Genomic DNA, 19,024 nt, shown 5'->3' with positions numbered 1-19,024 from the left:
CTTTCTTTATAAAACATCTTCGACAGCGACTTTTTTATCTGAAGGTACTTGCCGGATATCGACAGCGATTCCTTTAGCAACCATTTTTTTCAGAAGTTCTTCTTCAAACGGTAAAACATTGACTGCTTTGCCAATATTCTTGGTGCCTTCTTTGGCTTTGATCCCGCCCAAATTGATTTTAGTGATCTCTGGATAGTTTTCCGCTAACTTATAGGCATCTTCAATGGATTCCACCACGATGAACAACTTGTATTTATCGGTCACACCGCTTTTCAACGCATGAATAGAATCTTCGATTGTTTTGATTACTAGCTTAACGCCTTGTGGTTTAGCTAGTTTGATCGTTGTCTTACGAATGTCATTTGTCGGCACATCATCATTGGCGATCAAGATACAATCTGCCCCTAAGCTTTGCGTCCAAGAAAATGCAACTTGTCCATGTAAGAGTCGGTGATCGACTCGTGTCAAAATAATCATGTCGTTCCTCCTAAAATTCTTCTTCTTCGATTTCTTTTGCTACACTCTCATTGCAGAACTGGATCATATCTTTCGAATTAGCCAACGTTTGGTGGATCGTTTCTGAGATGGCACCTCCTCCTTGAAGTTGTGTTGTCAATTCAATCAACAATGGCAAATTCAATCCTGCGATCAAGTAGAAATTCGGTTGTTGGATATAACGTAAAAATTCATTGTTCACACTGCCACCGAAAATATCTGTGATAACGATCATTTCGTGCTGTTTATAGGTTTCCATCAGTGTATCTATAGTTGCTGTTAGATCGAATGCTTCTTGAACATAACAATCAATGGCAATGACTGATTGTTTTTTTCCACAAATAAGTTCTAAAGAATGCAAGATTCCTGATGCAAATTTACCGTGTGATGCTAAAATAATGATTTGCTCCACTGCTTTCACCTCTCTTTGCGCCAAGTTACACTTTATTAAACGCAAAAAGCGTGCCAAAAAAAGTGGCACGCTTTCCTTATCGATTAAAAATCCGCTTCAACCATTGAAGAATCAGTGTTTCCAAATAAAACATCATAGATATAGCAAACTTCAGATTCTGGTATCGCGACACTGTAAACCTTTTCAATGACACTAAACGCCTTTTTGATCTCTTTCAGCTGTTTTTCATGACACTGAAGCAGTGTGTCGCTGGCATGATAATTCTCAATGGCTTCATTTCGAATCAGTCGTTCGATCAAACAACTTGTATGGACAAACAACGCAAGCTTGCGGTCATTAGTGATTCTTTGCTGCCATATACGTTCCAGATTCCCCACAAAGAATTCCATTTGAGAAATCACTTTCTCTGTATCTAGAATCGTCACAGATTGAATCACTCGATCCAGCGAAAAGTTTCTTACTAATTGATTGTTCACATACGCAATCATCTCTTCATCCAATTCTTCTTTCAGCCAACTTAATAGCACTGCTGTACCTGCGCCAGAAATCAGTTCTTCTAAAGAAATAAAAGGAGCCAGCTCTTGACGAGGTTTGTTGGTTCCTACAACACCAACAATGTCATACGATGTCAAAGCCTGTTTGACATGTTCCCTATTTTCCAACTGATTGAACTCATAAGGGAGAATTCGAATCTGTAAATGATCTGGAATGCTCTTTTCTAATAAATTTGAGATTTGAACCGCAGTTCCAATCCCTGTTGAACACGTTGTGATGACAACTTTCTCTTTTTTCGTTTGCGGAAGAATAATCTCCCATTCATTTTGACTGTAGGCATTTACCCGTTCTGGAATTTCCCTCAGCGAAACATTTTGCTGGATACATTCCCCCACAGCGATGGCTACACTTGTCGTTACATTGTTCATCATGACGATTGGAACCGTCAATTCTGGAATATACTGATAGATTTCTTTCAACGAACCCATGTCGAACAAGACCACTAGTCCATTAGATACATCATTTTTTTGAATATATGCGGTGACCCTTTCTGCAATTTGCTTGGGCGTGACATCTAATGGCATATCGAAAGACTGAAAAACCGATTCATTCAACAAACGATTCGCTACATTCGCAATGCTGCTGGCAGTTGCGTAGCCATGAGCCACGATGATACTTCTCGGAAGCAATGAATCTTTGGTATACCCCATATCGTTGATATAGAGTGTAAAGATAATGCGATCCATACTGGTTAACTCGATATCCAATGCTTTTTGTACTAGCCCTAACAGATTTTCGGTGTAGCGATCACTTGTCGAATAATGCTTTTTAACGCTCTTCAGTAGGTTCTCTGTCAATAAAAGTTTGTCTTGATCATCCGGCAGCCACTCCACATTTCGCCGCAGCCATAAATAATAACTGATCGTATAAACCATGCTGCCGTTAAAGCTGATTTGGAAGGAATGTTCAATCTGTTCCATCATTCGCTGGACATGCTCGGTCACAAAAATCATCGTCCGCTGCTTTTGTTCTTGCTTATGATCAAACAATAAATTTTCGAATAGTCTTTCAATCACTTTAGAAATAGGATCAGCTGCAGCTGTAAAATCCTGTCCTGCCTGGACATAATTGAGCAGGATCTGTTCATATGTTTGAATGATCTTTTGTTGTTCTGGCTCACTTTCGGCAGTCAGCTGCTGGATTTGCGTTTGCCCATCGATAAGAATCGATTGCGTCGTCGCTGACTCATTGGGTTCATCTGTCAATTGCAGTAAATGTTCTGGTAAATGATAGACCGTGACTGCTATTTTTTTGGCTTTCCGCTTTAGACTAGCAGTATAGCTTTTGGCAGTAATAATCTTGATCGTACTTTTCAATTCACCGACATTCCCAGAAAAATGACTCGTCGTTAACATTTCGATCACTTGAGGTGAGAGTTCTAACGGCAAACCGATGCGCTTTTGCTCTTCAAAAAATGCTTGCAAGATCAGTTGCTTCCGTTCAGAAATCGTTCGTTCTTCCAAAGCAGGCAATGTCGCTTGGATCGGGATTCGCCGCAAAAAAGTTGTTAGAAAAGTTTGTTTCAAATCTTCTGTCGTTGCAAACACCAACCGACAATCCACCGTGACTGGTCGTCTTGTATCCCCCATTCGATAGATGACACCTTGATCCAGAAAAGTGAATAATTTTTCCTGTCCTTCAGCATTCAACCGATGAACTTCATCGAGAAACAAGACACCGCCATCTGCTGCTTCAAAAGCACCAGCACGATCTTCCTCTGCGCCGGTAAAAGCCCCTTTGACATGTCCAAATAAATTACTAGTCAATAGCTCTTGGTTGTTGGCGTACTGTGCGCAATTGATGGTGATCAAAGGCGCATCGACCTCCAATAATTCATTGGCCACACAATAGTGATGGAACATTTTTACCAGAAAACTCTTCCCCGTCCCACTTTCCCCCGTCAGTAAGAAGGGAAGCCCACCATTTGGATAGAAGGCGGCCATCTTGATCTGTTCAATGACTTCTGCCAGACTGCCTTTGCTGCCGATCACACTGGAAAAGAAATCTTCTTTTTGATCAAAAAAAGGTTTTTCCGCCGCAACAGCAGCCAGACTCTCGTATACGTTTTGTGTTAAGGGGTAGTTTTGGCTCTCAAATGCCTGCTTATGAAAAAAATAAACGGGTCGGGTCGCAATTTTCACTAAATGACCTTCTTCCGTTAGCTGATTCAAATAGTGACTGATCGTGTTTCTCTTGACTGAAAACTTCTCGGCAATATCTTTCGCTGTAAAGATATCGCTTACATTTTCTGCAGAGAAAAAAGCCGTCTGGTTTTGCAAGTAAGCAAGTAATTGTTCTTTCATCGCTGTTCTCCTTGTCCTCTTTCTCCGTTTATCATAGCTTACGATTCTTAAAAAGCCAAGAGGTGACAGAGGAAGTTGCTTGGAATGAATAATTTCGAGGATATTTCCCTCGACTATAGGTCATCTTGAAAAGAGTCCTTAGCATAAAATTTATGATCCAATAAAAATCACTCAAGGCAGTCACATTTTTTTTAGACCGTTCACAGATCTTGCCCTTCCGCTAGAGACTCTTTTCATTTTCATAGATACCTCTATTTCTTGCAATCTAAAGTAAATCATCAAAGCTGACGGTTCCGCAACAAGTCCTCCCTTTTTATTCCTTTACAATACTCTCTACTTATTGCATTCTATTCCTTTCTTAAATCGTTACTTCCGTATGATCCCGGCTCAAGGTATATAGGCTGGTTTCGACTTTGAAGTAGTCTTCGACTAATTTTTTCAACTCAGCCATTGCGGCATCAGCCCGTAAATGTTGTTCTTCATTGATTGATTCAATGAACAATACTGCGTTGACGGTCTCTTCTTTTAACATCGTGCGTTGCGCTTCTCGCCAATTTAAACAGCGGCAGATGGCTCCTTGCTCGTCATAGTAAATCAATTCTCCTGCTAGAGCTGGCGCATCCGCCTCGGCGCCTAATGGGAAAAATGACTCCCCACCCTTGGCTAGTCCAAGGTGTAAATCACCTGCGATTGCAGCCAAATCTTCTCCACCTAAAGGCATCCCATACTTCATAGAGACACTATTGTAGAGATCTACTAATGGATTGATTGGAAAAAAAGTTCGATCTTGATTGACACGCTTCAACAATGCTTCTATGGAAGAACGGGCACCTTTTTTTGTTTTAAATTTTTGGAAAGCTTCCCGCCATTCTTGGACAACTGGATTTTCACTGAAGGTTGCATTCGTTAAGAATCGCTTAGCTTCGCGCTTACCGTTTTCCAGCAATTCCGTAAAATAACTTTCTTTTGCAGGATCTATTGAATTGTCGATCCCTTTCACAACGAGACAACTAATTTGTGCTTGGGGAAAGATTTCCCAGAATGCTTGATCAATTACTATTTTCTTCATTACTTTCACACTCCAAATGTATTAATAAAAAGCGGCAAAACAATATTTGCTAGTTCCGCCAATTGATTCCAAAAGTTGATCATTATTTAAACCTGTCCTTTTAAACTAGGGAAGGTTGATCACATTTTTGAAAAAGAAAACGATTTTCTATCCTACAGTGCCGATTTCTCTTGCCCTATCTAATTAGTAGTCTCTTTTTCCACCATTCTTTACAATCGCCCAATCCGATTCAATAGATTCTCTGATCTTTGAAAGTAAATTTGACACCGTTTCTATTTCTGATGCGGATAGTTGAGTGGTAGCGATTTTGTTCGAGTATTCGTTTTCTCTTAAGATAAACTGCACAACATGCTTTCCTTTTTCAGTTGTGTATAAATGTTTGATTTTTTTATTGAACGGATCGGATTCTTTTAAAATGAATCCATTCTCTTCCAACTTTCGGACAGCTCTTGACAGCGTTGTCCGATCGACTTTAATCACCTCTGCTAATCGTTCAGGGATAATCCCCTCATTCTCAAAAATACGAACCAAATAAATATACTGCCCTTTGTTCAGCTTTAACTCTTTAAATTCAATATTGGCAATGGCATCAAGCATTCGGCTAATCGAGCCAATTTCTCGTAAAATGTCATTCATTCTTCTTTCTCCTCTTCTATCATTATCCTACCTTTTTATTGTTGCAAATGCAATATTTTTTCGGAATAGAAAAGAGCGAAACCAATGTTTCACTCTTTTAAAAAATATTTTTATCACTTATACATTCTGTTGCTAGTTGATCATATTTCGCCAACCACATGACTAACAACAAAGATTGTTTCATTTGCTCATTGCTTGGAGGAATAGAGCTAAACCATTGATCATTCACTAGAACCCGTCAGAGGTATCTTCTATCTAAAGACTAGCTGATTTTTTCCCTCAGTTCGTTTTGTCTGTTTTTCTGACACGTATTCTCTTTTATTCAAAAAAGAACTCTTTAGAATTGTTTCTTTTTCATAATCGAAATACTGATCCTCACAGAGAGTGCCAAAAGTAGCATAGCAATTACTAATGCAATAAGAAAGAGCATTCCCATGCTGACAATGGGCAATGTGTTCAATTGAGCAATCAGATCAACATTAAAGAAGAGCTTTGCCCCTTTTACAATTACAACACCAGCGACTACCAGAAGTCCAACAGCACCAATAATGGCAATTCTGCCCTTTTCGCCGCCAAACCTTAGTTGGAAGGGAATCATAATAGATTGGATGATGATCATAACAGGCAGAATCATTGCTGCAATCTGCCAGATCTCAGTGAGAGAAGTAGTATCTCTAACAACTGTTGCAATCAATCCTAAGAAAGTTGCCAAAAGCCATGAACTAAATCCCAGTAGGAATCCTAGACAATATTTTTCCAGCACATAGCCCACTCGAGTAATAGGTAAAGTGAATAAAAACGCATACCCATTGTCAAATTCATCATAGCTGATAGTGCTTAATGTGAATAAAGAAAGCGCAAAGGTTAAGAAACCTAGTGGGAATGATACATCCTCTGTAAACGAGATCATTCCTATTACAATCAAAAGAATAACCAAAAAGAAATTTTTTTGTGTGGCCATCAATTTAAAATCTTTTACCAACAAACCTGTCATTATTCACGCCCCCTTACCATCATCATAATCACTTCATCAATTGATCCTTTTTCAATGACTATTTTAGGAAAATTCTCCATATAAAATTGTTTTTGATTCGTTAAACAACTATACCCATAGCTTTCTTCTTTGTATCGGAGAATAAATTGTTTATCCAGTTCTTTGTATTGCTCCGGATCAACTTTCAATAGTGCATAATCACTTAACAAGACATCGGTCTCTTCGTGTAAGATCATTCGTCCATCATGGATCATATAAAGATCATCACAAAGTGTTTCTAAATCACTAGAGATATGGGAACTGATCAAAATCGCACACTCTTCATCTTTTTCCATGAACTCTCTCAACATCAAAAGTAATTCATCTCTGGCAATCACATCCAAGCCAGCTGTCGGCTCATCTAAAAGCAACAATTTAGCGTGATGCGATATAGCTACTAATACTTTTAGTTTTGCTTTCATCCCTGTTGAAAAATCGTTGAGTCTTTTATCCACTGGTAGTTGGAATCGCTGAATTTGTTCGGTAAAAAAGTCTTCGTCAAATTCGCTATACATTGTCCGTAAAATCGGAACAATATCTTTAATCCTTAAATAGCCGCTGAAGCCAGAATCGGATAAAACAACACCTAACTTTTCCTTCTCTTTTGGGGTGAGTTCTTTACTATCCTTGCCTAAAAGTGTGATCTTCCCACTGTCAAAAGGAATTAAACCAAGAGCTGCTTTAAACGTAGTACTTTTACCTGCTCCATTTTGACCAATCAACCCTGTGATAGTACCTTTTTGAACTTCTAATGAACAATCAAGAGAAAAATTATCATACTGCTTTTTTAGATGCTCAATTTTCAACATGTTTCAACCCTCCAATATCAATTCAAACAAACTTTTTATCTCTTCATCACTAATCCCGCAACGTCGCCCTTTTAGAATTGCTTGTTCCAAGTCTTGTTCCAGCTCCTTTTTTTGCTCTTCCAATAAAAGCTCTGTATTGGTAGCAGCTACATAAGTTCCTTTCCCGTGAACCGTTACTGTAAAACCTTCAGATTCTAACGTATCATAGGCTTTTTTGACCGTTAAAGCACTGATCTTTAATTCTTTTGACAGTGTGCGGACAGATGGCAACGGATCATTCTCATTCAGCTCCCCATATCGAATATGCCCTTTGATTTGATCGACAATCTGCTCATAAATCGGCACCATTAAGGAAGTATTAATAATCAATCTCACATTTTCTTCCCCCTTCTCGTTGCAAACAGTATATAACAGTACACAACTGTTATCAAGTGTTATATACTGTTTATTAAAAAATTTTTGAGTTTTTACTGAACATAAACAAAAAAAGCTAGGCAAAAGCCTAGCTGAGAACACGATTTAATCGTGAAAGATAGATAGTTATTTCATGCGTATGATAATTGTCCCACCTATAACACTCACAATCATTATGCCGAGGACAAGCATCCAACTCGCCTTCTCATCATTTGTCTGTGGAAGTTTTTTATCATTCGTTTTATTTGAAGCGTTTAAGTCAGCAGAGTGACTTGATTCTGATTGATTGTTCTGAGTCCCTAATATGGACGAATCAGTTGTGTTTGGTTCTGTCGTACTTGGTTCTGTCGTACTTGGCTCCGTTACGCTTGGCTCTGTGACACTTGGCTCTGTCGTACTTGGCTCCGTTACGCTTGCTCTGTGACACTTGGCTCTGTCGTACTTGATGTTTCTTTTTTAGTATTGGTAATAATGATGGTACCATCCTCATTGGTTACCGCACTTTCAAAGTCATCTGGAACATTGACTTCTTCGACAGTGTAAAAGAAATCTTCCCCTTGGTTATTGTACTTTGGTAATACTACATTTTGGCCTTCAACTGGGACTTTTGTGCGTGTTCCTTGATAGCCCTCGCCTTTATTCGAGGTTAAACTATCTGACATTTGCCAACTTTCAGCACTAACGGTGGTTGTTCTTTTGACTTGGTATTCGATCTGATCAGGAATCTCAGCATCTGGAACATTGACCCACTTCTTCATAATTTTCAATTCTACGACAGGTGCCTTGATGGATGGAATAGGAAAATCTAAATATTCACCATCACTTCCTGTTGTTAATGTCGTACGTCCATTACACAAGACCCATGTTTCTCCTTGAAACTCAGCGGATTCTGTATTTATTCGAACCTGATAAGTTAGGGTAAGTTTTTCATTTTCACCTAACGCGATGTTGCTGATAGAGATGGTTTGATTAGCTTCAGTTACTTGAACTGCTGCAACAATTTCAGGAGCTTGGATCCATGCTCCTTGATCATTTTTGCGCCACCCGACCAATTGATAATGGCTATTATCAAACGTACCGGCTCCTTGTAAAAGGATTCCTTCCCCCATAGGGTCTGTGATCGTTCCATTGGGAATCGTTTTATCAATGTGGTTCGCAATTTCTTTCAATGCTGAACCAAGACCGCTAAGGTTTTCGTCCGTCGTCAAATAATTAGCCGGTGCAGTAGCAAGATTACGGGCAATGTATTCACCCCTTGCCGAAGGTGCCGTTGCCACTGAATAAACCGTAAAGTTCGATTCCTTGATGTCAACGATCGTTCCTAATGTTTCATCAGTCACCACTTGACTGCTGACTGGAACTGCTAAACTATCTGTTGAAGTCTTACTTGTTGTATGGTATTGAGGATTAGCTGTTTGGAAAGCTTTGGTATAGCTGCTAGTATGATAACCATTATAATCATTGATCTTTCCTGTATTGGGATACACAGTTGCATTTTCAGCAGGTAAATAGCTGCGATTGGCACTATCATCGCCAATATGGATAAACATCTTTTCAGCTTCAGGTCGACTTTGTTCAAGAAGCAGACGTTGTCCCTCCATCAAGCCTTTTTGCATAAATGTTCCTGAGTGTGATTCCGCCGTATGCTGTAAAAAATTTTGCAGATAATCGATATTGGTTACCTTGGACGTATCAAAATTTTCTATGGCCAATTCTTTAAGTGAACTCGTGCCATTAAACATGGCTGTCATTTCAATTACCGAGGATGTATCCCATTGATTCAAGTCAAGACTTTCCAAGGAGCTTGCATTCCCAAACATCCAGTTCATATGAGTAACTGAAGACGTATCAAATTTATTCGCACCTTCGATTGCCCTTAAATTTGATGCCCCCATAAATAATTGTCCTGAATTTGCTGGTAGGACAACCGTTTCTTTAACAACAATAAATTCAGTAGCCATTGATGGAAGTTTCCAAGATGCTGCATCCACAAGCCCAGCAACCCCTCCATAAAGCGTAATTGTTTTTGAAACTTCATCATAGTCCCATGGAACAGTTCCCCAGAGAGAAAGCTGACGCTGATAAACGAACACAACTGTCTGTCCCGTATCCGAGAACGTTCCTGATACATTATCGGGTACCGTAATTAATTCCCAGCCTTCGATTGTTTTAGCTTCTGCGGTATAAGTGTCTCCGTAATAACCAGTCAATGTCGCACTCTCCGCAACGTCATTTCCAGATTCATCAACATATTTCACAAGAACTTCTCCGGCTGGAATTCGCTTATAAGTAAAAACGACGGTCTGGTCAACTCCAGTAAACGTACCAGCCGCATTTTGAGGAGTTGTCATTAGTTCCCAGCCCGATATATTCTTGGCTTCTGCGGTATAAGATTCTCCTTGATAGCCATTCAGAAGCACGGTATTCGCAATCTCATTTCCAGATTCATCGACATGCCTAACTGTCACTATTCCTCCAGGAATCCGTTCATATATTGCTTGAATGACTGCTTCACCAGCTCCTTGTACCGTGATCAAGGAAGATTCTGCATAAACATCATTGACAGAAACCCCAATGCTGCTACTAATCTTCCACTTGACAAACCGCCAATTAACATTGGGTCTTGCCATTATACCTGGGATCGATCCCGTAGGTGTTGGACTCACAAATTGTTGAGGATTTCCTCCTTCTGGCGGATTAGCAATTAACTGGACTAAGGGATTATTTCGCTCTAGAGGATGATTCATTACTTGTTCTGATTCTTGCCTATTTGATTCGACGGTATTATTGGATTGAGAGATCTCATCTGCATAAACCATACCTACGGGAATATGCGATAAAAGAATGGAGAAGACAACTAGAAATTTAATCAGTTGATCCATTTTTTTTACTTTTTCCATCATTTCCTCCTTTTGTATAAACTAGCGAATTTAACCATGCGTTTCCTACTCTACATAAGCAATAACTGCGTTTTTAAACTCGTTTAACATTCGACCGTTTGTTATTGTCTATTTTTTAGACACATTCCTCCTTCCACCTTTTAAAATCAAAAATCTTCGTTTTTAATAAGCAAATAAAAAAACGGACAAATGACTTTGTATAAAGACAAAAATCCTTTGTCTCTAGACAGCGCAGATGAAGTGTGTCCCCCATAAGTAAGCGTCTCAAAAACGAAGGCTTTTGAGACAAAAGATTGAGAAATTTAAATTTCTCGAGATTAATCATAACAACTCAAAAAAAATAAAACCCACCAATATTTTCTTTACCTAGTGAAAAAATTGACGTGATGTTCCCCTTCTTCAGCAGAAAACATTTTCTTCCTCAGGGGATTACATAACAAACGAACCGATATATTTAAAAACAGCAATGTGACAAGGATTGTTTTTTTAGAATGTTTTATTTCCGTAAATAGCAAAAAAAACTTAACGACCGCCATTTTTTCTTGTCCTTACTCAACGCCCTGCTCTCTTCTAGACAAACAAATTCAGCAATTATTGTTTTGGTTTATCTGCTATCTTCAAAGAAAAAAACTGAGTGGGGAAAAATAGGATGTTTGAAAACGAATTTTCATTTAGTCAGACAAAATAATTCGTTATTTTACGTTATATACTTCATGTACAAAAAAAGGTATTCTTTCACTAAGAAAAATTTTCAACTGGAGGAATATAGATGTCAGGAATGGTTTATGGTTATGCGCGAGTCTCTACAAGACAGCAAGATCTTTCACGTCAATTGGATTTACTTGAGAAATATAACTGCCATAATATTTATACAGAAAAGATTAGTGGTACGCAGGCCAATCGGCCAGAGTTGATCAAATTAAAAAAGCGCGTGAAGCAACAGGATCAAATCATCATCGAAAGCTTTTCCCGTCTTGGCCGCAGTACCAAAGACTTAATTGATTTGGTATATTTTTTTGAACAAAAAGGTGTGAAAGTAATCAGTGTCAAAGAAAATTTTGATACTCAGACACCGCAGGGGAAATTGATGATGACCGTTTTCCAAGCATTTAGTCAGTTTGAACGTGATATTATTGTCGAACGTACCAAAGAAGGGCTGATTTCTGCACGGGCAAGAGGAAACATTGGTGGTAGACCCAAGGTAGATCCTCAGTTAATCCAAAAAGCTCTCCTTTTGTATCAAGAGTAGGGCTATTCAGTAGCAGAAGTTTGTCAAAAGACCGGTGTCAAGAAAGCAACGTTTTATCGTTATTTAAAACAATCAGCATTGCAAGGCTGATCACTTGGCTTTCCTTCGCTAACCCAGCAAACCACATCAAAAAACGACCATTGTTTTACGATGAAAGCAAGCTCATCACGAGTAATCCAATGGTCTTTTTTCTAATTTTAACACAGCAAATTTTCTAGTGTTTAATCAAATATTCTCTGGTTCTTCTTGTTTCTGATAATATTTTTTTTCGAAATCAGTCCATGATCGGCTAAATTGATGATTCGAAAAGGCACTCTTTAAGCCGGAGCTTTGTTTGAAACGAAAGACTTCTTCTGCCTCCATTCCCAATTCTTTGGCAATCCGATCATCTGTCCATCCGCTTGCTACTAATTGTTGAACGATTTTGCTCATCTTCTCGATACCATGAGTGCCTCGAGCTCGATTATGTCTAACAGTGGAAGCCATACGGTGTTCCAATGGCTTATCGATAACAGTCACTGGCACTTCTTTTAGGTTCAACCGTTCTTTGGCCACTTGATAGCGGTGAAAGCCGTCAATCAGTAAGTACCCTTCTTTTTCGTTGTCAAAATAACAGACTAATGGTTGTGTGAATCCGTCTTCCCGAATCGACAACTCCAAAAGTTCCAACTCGGGTTCCGCTACTTTATTGGGATTGTAGTGATTGGCGTGAATTTGAATCAATGGAACCATTTTTACAGCTAGCACAGGAAAAGCAATTTTTTCCATTAAACAGAACACTCCCTTTTGAGAAAATAATAGTTCTTCGTTTGGCGAAAAACGGTGAACCCTTTTGTCTGGAACAACGCCACTTCGTTAGGGTGACTCGTTGTGACTGTGATTTCTTGATCCGGATGTTTTTTTCGGATGTCATGCAGCATTTTTCTTAACAAAAGAGTTTTTCTGCCTGAAGCAGGCTCTTTTTCATAGAATTCGCCAATCTCGATGCGAGCTGTTTTTTTTTCATAGTAAGAGAAGCCCATCACCTGATTCAGCGAATCCACGATCACATACCAATGGCAATCCCCAGAATTAACGAGATAGGGAAATTGCTTTTGGTAGATTCGCTCAGCAAAGAAAGGCCCCATCAATTGATAGAAATGTCCTTTCTTATATGGTGGAAAAAAGACGATCAGTTGTTCTTTCAACTACTCCACATCCTTTCAGCAAATAACTGATTACGGCTGATTCTTGGTCAATTGTTCATAGGTCTTTCCTAACTTCTTCAATTGGTATTTTGGCAGGTGTTCGATGCCTAATGCCGCACCAAATTCCACGGCTAACGCATAGAGTTCAGACTCGTCTTTCTTGGTCAATGCGTATTGTCTGGTACTCAAAGAAAAATCATTTTTTTCCAATGCTTTCGCGATCCCCTTCCAGTCATGCCAAAGTACTTCATTCTTCAGCCATTCTTTGCGTTTGGTTTCATCGGGGATCGCCTCTACATGAACACCGTACTTGTCCCGATAGTGAGCGATCAGAATCGATATTTTACGGTAGTAATGGTCTTGCAGATTTTTGGAATATAACCCAATCGATTCCAGCAAAAAGACAGCGTACTCCTGCCAAGTCATGTGGGCAGGTTTTTGAGTATTGTAATGGGCCAACAAGGAAGTCCGTGCATACAAGCGGCCAAAATTCGCGCCCGAGACGCGGTTGACGACTTTCTCCCAAGTATCCGGTTCGACTAACGCATATTGAGAAAGTCCTTTTCGTTGCTGCAGGCCATATGGCTGACAAATCCGCATTTGGGAGAGGGACACTCCATAAGTGTAAAGCTTGTCATAAAAACCATTCATTTCCCAATCAAAGTGCGCATACGCCCCCCAGACGTCCTCTGTCTTCCAGTCATAAAGCGGATAAAAGTTGAGAATCTCCCCTTGATTGGTTTGATGCTTGATCCAGCAATGTCCTTGATAATTGAAATTCCGATTTAAAATAGCCCGGTAGCGATGCAAGCTTTCTTGGGTACGAATGCCGATGCCGCAGGCAACCGGCTCGCCTTTATGATGATTCGCATACCAAAAGGCAAAATTTTTCAGAAATTTATCTGGGTTTAAATTCGCACTTTGGTACAGTTCCATCATTGATTCATCGAGATCTGACAGCGAAATCGCATCCCTGGGCATTTCTTGGACCCACTTATCCCGTTCGGCTTCATCCCACATTTTCCACTGAGGTTGAAAAATACTAGTCGTGTTATCTTCATAAAATGGCAAGCAGAAATGATAGACCTGTTGAACGCTTTTCAGCCGTTTGATCGATTCCATAAAGTTCCGAGTTGAGCGATAATTGGCTTCGATGTCTAAAATCAACAAGTCAAATTTTTTTCCACTTTTTTGGGCAATTTGGTCAGCTAATTGGACCATTGCTCCGCTGTCTTTCCCACCGCTAAAAGAGAAATAAACATGAGAAAAGGTATTGAATATATACGTCAGACGTTCCTCAGCAGCTGCCAACACATTGATATCGTAATATTTCTTCATAAACCCCGCTTCTTTTACTTATTTTTGATTGAATTTGTGCATGTATTCACTTTCATTATAAAGTGAATTGGGGTTGCTTACAAGCCTACCTCTTAATTGCAGAATCCTTCTTAACGAAATAAACATCCAAATATTTCCACTCTTTCTTTCGATTAGGAAAAAAAATTTGTCTGTCTAACCCTGACATTGCTTGAGCTGGATCATCAATTAAGCGGATTGGGAAAATCCAATGGTTATCAAAACGTAAAAATCCCACTGGACTAGTTGCTAGTCTAGTGGGATTTTCCTTACTCCAATGGAAAATCATCGTTCGTTTTTATTGTTTCGTCACTTTCTCCAGTTGAGTGGTTTTTTTTCCACAAGATGTACACAACGATGACAGCAACCATTAAGATACCGCAATTCAACCATTTGGCATCATTTAATACGTGTAAATCTGGAGATGACAATGGATCGTTTCCCGATAGCTGTAACAAGATATTCATCGGGCGATCAAAGAGAGTTGTCATAATCAGTAGAAAAGCCATCATGACGAATTGATGCGTGACACTCCCCTTATTTTGAGTGGTAAATTTGGCGATCATTCGCTGATCAACAGGCAAAGAAGGTTCCTGCGCATACCGTTGATTCAACCAGCTGCTGGTCAAAGATTGCCAAAAGCTTAATAAAAACAAACCAAGAACAAAACTTTGTGGAAAAAGAAGCACAAACAATGAAAGAGCCAAACCACCAAGCAGAACTGGAACTGTATTTGGAGAATTACCTTGCAGAATACGTTTGCCTAAGATCATGGACAAAATCATTCCTCCAAGATAAGGCAAATACAAATAGCGAGTCAACGCCTCTGTCCCATGTAGACTTCCTAGATAAAGCGCTCCAAATAAGAAAACAAAATTCCCTAACATGCCATTTAAAAAAGTTAGCACGTTGAGCCATGAGGGCAGCTTCCAATGCTTCTTCGCTCGTCCCAGATAAAATACGGCACCTAAGAAGAGGAAAAAGAAACCATAAATCGCCCAATCAAGCAATTGGATATTTGCCAATAAACGTGCATTCCGCAGCAAAAAGAGTAACAAGAAAAAGATTAGAAAAAGAAGTAATTCTTTAAAGGCGATCACTTTTGAATTCATTTGCTTAAAGTCGATGCTATATCTAGGATAGTGGGTAACTGTATGGTAAGCCATGACGTAAAACATCGTATACAAGCCAAATGCGGCTATCAGCTTCGTTGTGCCTGACCATTCCATCACCACTAACAACAAAATCAGTAAGAACAATGCAAAAGGCACTTTTTTACGAGTCATATTGATAAATCCCAAGTTCTTTTCATGAAGATTGACCGTGCGATTCGTTGGAACTAGCCAAGAGGCACTCAGCCCTAGCAGACTACCGGATAAATAGAAAAATGGAAAATAATAAACACCTAGAACTCCAGCAAAGGCTCCAACACCACCCATCAGCAAAGCACCAATCAGCAGTGTATAACTGTCTAATCCCAAACGTATACTGCGGATGAGAAAAATTCCTGTCATCCGTAATGTATAAAATAAAGTAAACGGCAAAATCGTTAACCAACTCTTGCCATCATTCAATCCTAGGAATAACAAATACGGAATCACGATTACCGTATTACTTAAAAGAAATGGGGTCGTTTGTGCAAACGTCACGAGCCATTTCTTGATTCGTTGAACCATCAGGAACCTCCTTATTTCTCTCTACCAATCACTCATCTGTGGTACGATCTATTGACATGTACAAGTGATCGTTTCTCATTTATTATACCTTTTCTATATAAAGACCGCACGGCTTTCCATAAAAAAAGAAGCTAAGAGTCGAAGGCGTTATTCCTTTATCGCTCGTTTAGAATGTCGTTTTTATCACTTATATCTTTTCTTCCATTGAATTCAATCATTCGCTATGCTACACTAGCGTTACTTTTGTTTGGCTGACGAACCGCTGCCCCAACCATGTTCGTTTGGACCAACTCGTTGCGAGTATTCGTGTTTTCGGATGCTCTTTTTGTCGCGTTTTTTGCCAAAAAAGAAAGTGAGTGAATCCAAATGATCCAAGTGCAACACCTCAACAAAAGCTTCAAAGTCGCGAAACGCCAAAGTGGTTTTCGTAATGCTACCAAAGCGCTCTTTCATCGAGAGGTTTCAACGATCCCCGCTTTACAAGATATCAGCTTTACGATTCAAGAAGGAGAAATGGTCGGATACATCGGTCCGAACGGTGCCGGGAAAAGTACCACCATCAAAATCATGTGCGGCGTTTTGACACCTGATGACGGAACGTGCTTGATCAACGGGCGCGTTCCATGGAAAGAACGGATCGATCATGTCCGAGACATTGGCGTTGTCTTTGGTCAACGCAGTCAGCTCTGGTGGGATGTCCCAGTCATCGACAGTTTCGAGCTGATTCGTGATATTTATCGGGTCGATCCGCAAGTCTATCGGCAAAATCTGGAAGAGCTAGTCACTTTGCTCGATCTAAGCGAAACGTTGAAAACCCCCGCCCGTTCCTTGAGTCTAGGGCAACGTATGCGCTGCGAGATTGCCGCTTCGTTGCTCCATGATCCCAAGATTTTGTTTCTAGATGAACCGACGATTGGCCTTGATGCGGTGTCTAAGATCGCAGTGCGCCAATTCATCAAAAAGCGTAATCAGGAAAAGGGAACGACTGTCATCCTAACGACCCATGACATGCAGGACATTGAAGCATTGACAGAACGCATTTTACTGATTGGTAAAGGGCAAATTTTATTAGATGGTCAATTGCCAGAGTTGAAGCAACGCTTCTCTGACGCCAAAACATTGCAGATCGATTATCTAGGAATCGCACCGACACTTCCAGCAGGCGTCACTGTAACCCAAGCAGAAATCGGGCGATTGGAACTAACGATTGATCCAAATCAGCTGACCGTTCCGCAAGCTATCACACAGCTTAGCCAGCAAGTGGAGATCACTGATCTGTCTGTTTCCAGTATCACAGCAGAAGAAATGGTTGCTAAGTTGTATAAGGAGTACCATATATGAACAAGTATCAGGCACTTTTTCGCATCCGTTTTACAAATAGTCTGCAATATCGATCGGCAGCATTCGCTGGAATGGTGACACAATTCGTTTGGGGCATGTTGGAGATTTTCGCTTTCCGCGCCTTTTATCAGACCGATCCAGCTGCTTTTCCAATGACCTTTCAGCAAACCGTCTCTTATGTCTGGATGCAGCAAGCTTTCTTAGCATTGTTCATGTTATGGTTTTTTGAAAATGAGATTTTTGATGCCATAACATCAGGAACGATCGCTTACGAGTTGGCTCGTCCAATGGATCTCTATGACCGCTGGTTTTGCCAATCAGCAGCGAACCGCTGTGCAAAAGCTTTGCTGCGCTGCCTGCCGATTTTTGCTATCGTCTTTTTGTTGCCAGTGCCCTATCGTTTGGTCTTACCAGAAAATCTGATGAGCATACTGCTGTTTATGCTGTCGCTGGTTTTAAGTCTAGGCGTCGTAGTGGCTGTGTCCATGTTGATTTATATTTCGACATTCTATACCCTTTCTTCTCTCGGGGTGCGAGTTGTGATGGGGGCAATCGGTGAATTTCTCGCTGGCGCCATTATTCCGTTGCCATTTTTCCCACAGCCTTTTCGACAAATCGCTGAATTGCTGCCTTTTGCCGCGATGCAAAATGTCCCGTTACGGATTTATAGCGGGGATTTGGTTGGACATGCGTTGTGGCAGATGCTGGGAATGCAGCTCTTTTGGTTGGTGGTATTGGTAGCTGGTGGCAAGTTTTGGATGGCTCGTGCGTTAAAACGAGTGATTGTACAGGGGGGTTGAAGATGTCTCTTTACTGGAAATATTTTAGTATCCATTTGAAAAGTCAAATGCAATATAAGGTTTCGTTCTTCTTGACGGCGTTAGGCCAATTCCTTGGTTCCTTTACCGCTTTTCTGGGAATTTTGTTTATGTTTTCCCAGTTCCATCAAGTGGATGGCTTCTCATTTGAGGAAGTGCTGCTGTGCTTTGCGACAGTCCTTTTTTCTTTTTCATTAGCGGAATGTTTTGCCCGCGGTTTCGACCTATTCCCGCAAATGATCGCCAATGGCGAATTTGATCGAGCATTAGTCCGGCCTCGTCCGCTAGTCTTTCAAGTGCTGGCTGCTAAAATGGAATTCACTCGCATTGGTCGGCTCCTGCAAGCATTGCTCTTGTTTTGCTATGTACTGCCAACAAGCGGCATTGATTGGCAGCCAATCAAAGTGCTGACTCTGACTTTGATGATTCTCTGTGGTGCCGTCTTGTTCTTTTTTCTCTTTTTGATTTATGCCGCCATTTCTTTTTTCACCCTTCAGGGATTGGAATTCATGAACATTTTCACGGACGGCGCCCGCGAATTTGGCCGTTATCCATTTAGCATCTACGGCAAACAAGTCTTGCGGATCTTGACCTATGTCATTCCAATGGCTTGGTTTCAATACTATCCCTTTTTATTTATCATTGGTTGGCTGGAGCAGCCACTGTGGGCGTTCGCTCCATTACTATGCTTGCCATTTGGTATTCCCGCCCTCTTGTTTTGGCGCTTTGGTCTGAGCAAGTATGTTTCTACCGGTTCGTAATGAAAAAGGA

Annotated in this window: 17 protein-coding genes and 1 pseudogene; 4 read left to right on the top strand and 14 right to left on the bottom strand. The window is 40.3% G+C overall.

Translation table 11 applies throughout. The features are described 5' to 3' along the window. Positions 1 to 6 precede the first annotated feature (6 nt). From DVW06_RS00400 to DVW06_RS00355, 10 genes are all read right to left on the bottom strand, one after another. A complete protein-coding gene (locus tag DVW06_RS00400; protein ID WP_029486434.1) occupies positions 7 to 477 on the bottom strand; it encodes a PTS sugar transporter subunit IIB in 471 nt (156 codons plus the stop codon). Between the two features lie 10 nt (positions 478 to 487). After that, entirely contained in the window at positions 488 to 907 is a 420-nt protein-coding gene (locus DVW06_RS00395; RefSeq protein WP_005470492.1) for a PTS sugar transporter subunit IIA, read from the bottom strand. 83 nt (positions 908 to 990) lie between these two features. Beyond that, positions 991 to 3,765, bottom strand: a complete 2,775-nt coding sequence (locus DVW06_RS00390) for a sigma 54-interacting transcriptional regulator (protein ID WP_003125553.1) — start codon at positions 3,763 to 3,765, stop codon at positions 991 to 993. A 358-nt stretch (positions 3,766 to 4,123) separates the two neighbouring features. Continuing rightward, positions 4,124 to 4,834 carry a B3/B4 domain-containing protein gene (locus DVW06_RS00385; protein ID WP_029486432.1) on the bottom strand — a complete coding sequence of 237 codons (711 nt, stop codon included), beginning with the start codon at positions 4,832 to 4,834 and terminating at the stop codon, positions 4,124 to 4,126. A 183-nt stretch (positions 4,835 to 5,017) separates the two neighbouring features. Then, positions 5,018 to 5,470, bottom strand: coding sequence for a MarR family winged helix-turn-helix transcriptional regulator (locus tag DVW06_RS00380; protein ID WP_003125551.1), 453 nt, complete (start codon positions 5,468 to 5,470; stop codon positions 5,018 to 5,020). Positions 5,471 to 5,807: 337 nt separating this feature from the next. Then, entirely contained in the window at positions 5,808 to 6,464 is a 657-nt protein-coding gene (locus tag DVW06_RS00375; RefSeq protein ID WP_081131961.1) for an ABC-2 transporter permease, read from the bottom strand. Beyond that, entirely contained in the window at positions 6,464 to 7,312 is an 849-nt protein-coding gene (locus DVW06_RS00370; protein ID WP_003125549.1) for an ABC transporter ATP-binding protein, read from the bottom strand. The genes DVW06_RS00375 and DVW06_RS00370 overlap by 1 nt, the downstream gene beginning before the upstream one ends. 3 nt (positions 7,313 to 7,315) lie before the next feature. Beyond that, on the bottom strand, positions 7,316 to 7,687 hold the full coding sequence (locus tag DVW06_RS00365) for a GntR family transcriptional regulator (RefSeq protein ID WP_137264295.1): 372 nt from the start codon (positions 7,685 to 7,687) through the stop codon (positions 7,316 to 7,318). Positions 7,688 to 7,852: 165 nt separating this feature from the next. Beyond that, positions 7,853 to 7,918 carry a hypothetical protein gene (locus DVW06_RS17320; RefSeq protein ID WP_229073491.1) on the bottom strand — a complete coding sequence of 22 codons (66 nt, stop codon included), beginning with the start codon at positions 7,916 to 7,918 and terminating at the stop codon, positions 7,853 to 7,855. A 215-nt stretch (positions 7,919 to 8,133) separates the two neighbouring features. Further along, on the bottom strand, positions 8,134 to 10,626 hold the full coding sequence (locus tag DVW06_RS00355; protein WP_237558995.1) for a MucBP domain-containing protein: 2,493 nt from the start codon (positions 10,624 to 10,626) through the stop codon (positions 8,134 to 8,136). 769 nt (positions 10,627 to 11,395) lie between these two features. Between DVW06_RS00355 and DVW06_RS00350 the strand changes: the two are divergent. Further along, positions 11,396 to 11,965 (top strand): annotated as a pseudogene (locus DVW06_RS00350) (recombinase family protein). 135 nt (positions 11,966 to 12,100) lie between these two features. On the opposite strand, the gene DVW06_RS00345 reads toward DVW06_RS00350, so the two are convergent. The 4 genes from DVW06_RS00345 to DVW06_RS00330 all read right to left on the bottom strand — a co-directional run bounded on the left by DVW06_RS00345 (position 12,101) and on the right by DVW06_RS00330 (position 16,094). Then, the gene (locus tag DVW06_RS00345) at positions 12,101 to 12,643 is read right to left on the bottom strand and encodes an IbrB-like domain-containing protein (RefSeq protein WP_005470480.1); all 543 of its coding nucleotides are present in this window, start codon (positions 12,641 to 12,643) and stop codon (positions 12,101 to 12,103) included. Further along, the gene (locus DVW06_RS00340; protein ID WP_003125541.1) at positions 12,643 to 13,062 is read right to left on the bottom strand and encodes a hypothetical protein; all 420 of its coding nucleotides are present in this window, start codon (positions 13,060 to 13,062) and stop codon (positions 12,643 to 12,645) included. Before DVW06_RS00340 ends, DVW06_RS00345 begins: the two co-directional genes overlap by 1 nt. Before the next feature lie 30 nt (positions 13,063 to 13,092). Further along, the gene (locus DVW06_RS00335; RefSeq protein ID WP_081131987.1) at positions 13,093 to 14,400 is read right to left on the bottom strand and encodes a DUF3440 domain-containing protein; all 1,308 of its coding nucleotides are present in this window, start codon (positions 14,398 to 14,400) and stop codon (positions 13,093 to 13,095) included. A gap of 287 nt (positions 14,401 to 14,687) precedes the next feature. Continuing rightward, entirely contained in the window at positions 14,688 to 16,094 is a 1,407-nt protein-coding gene (locus DVW06_RS00330) for a hypothetical protein (RefSeq protein ID WP_003125538.1), read from the bottom strand. A gap of 366 nt (positions 16,095 to 16,460) precedes the next feature. Between DVW06_RS00330 and DVW06_RS00325 the strand changes: the two genes are divergently transcribed. Genes DVW06_RS00325 through DVW06_RS00315 form a run of 3 tightly spaced genes read left to right on the top strand, consistent with a single transcriptional unit; the run spans position 16,461 to position 19,014 of the window. Further along, complete coding sequence (locus tag DVW06_RS00325) at positions 16,461 to 17,435, top strand: ABC transporter ATP-binding protein (protein WP_005470473.1); 975 nt, start codon at positions 16,461 to 16,463, stop codon at positions 17,433 to 17,435. Beyond that, positions 17,432 to 18,235, top strand: coding sequence for an ABC transporter permease (locus tag DVW06_RS00320; RefSeq protein ID WP_005470472.1), 804 nt, complete (start codon positions 17,432 to 17,434; stop codon positions 18,233 to 18,235). Before DVW06_RS00325 ends, DVW06_RS00320 begins: the two co-directional genes overlap by 4 nt. Before the next feature lie 2 nt (positions 18,236 to 18,237). After that, positions 18,238 to 19,014 (top strand): ABC transporter permease, encoded by a 777-nt coding sequence (locus DVW06_RS00315; protein ID WP_029486423.1) that lies wholly within the window; start codon positions 18,238 to 18,240, stop codon positions 19,012 to 19,014. The last annotated feature ends 10 nt before the right edge of the window (positions 19,015 to 19,024 follow it).

Source organism: Enterococcus sp. ARL09-542 (assembly GCF_005234805.1).
In the GTDB taxonomy this organism is placed as follows: Bacteria; Bacillota; Bacilli; order Lactobacillales; family Enterococcaceae; genus Enterococcus_D; species Enterococcus_D gallinarum.
The sequence above is the reverse complement of the archived record's forward strand: the minus strand, read 5'-3'. Positions and strand labels throughout refer to the sequence as shown.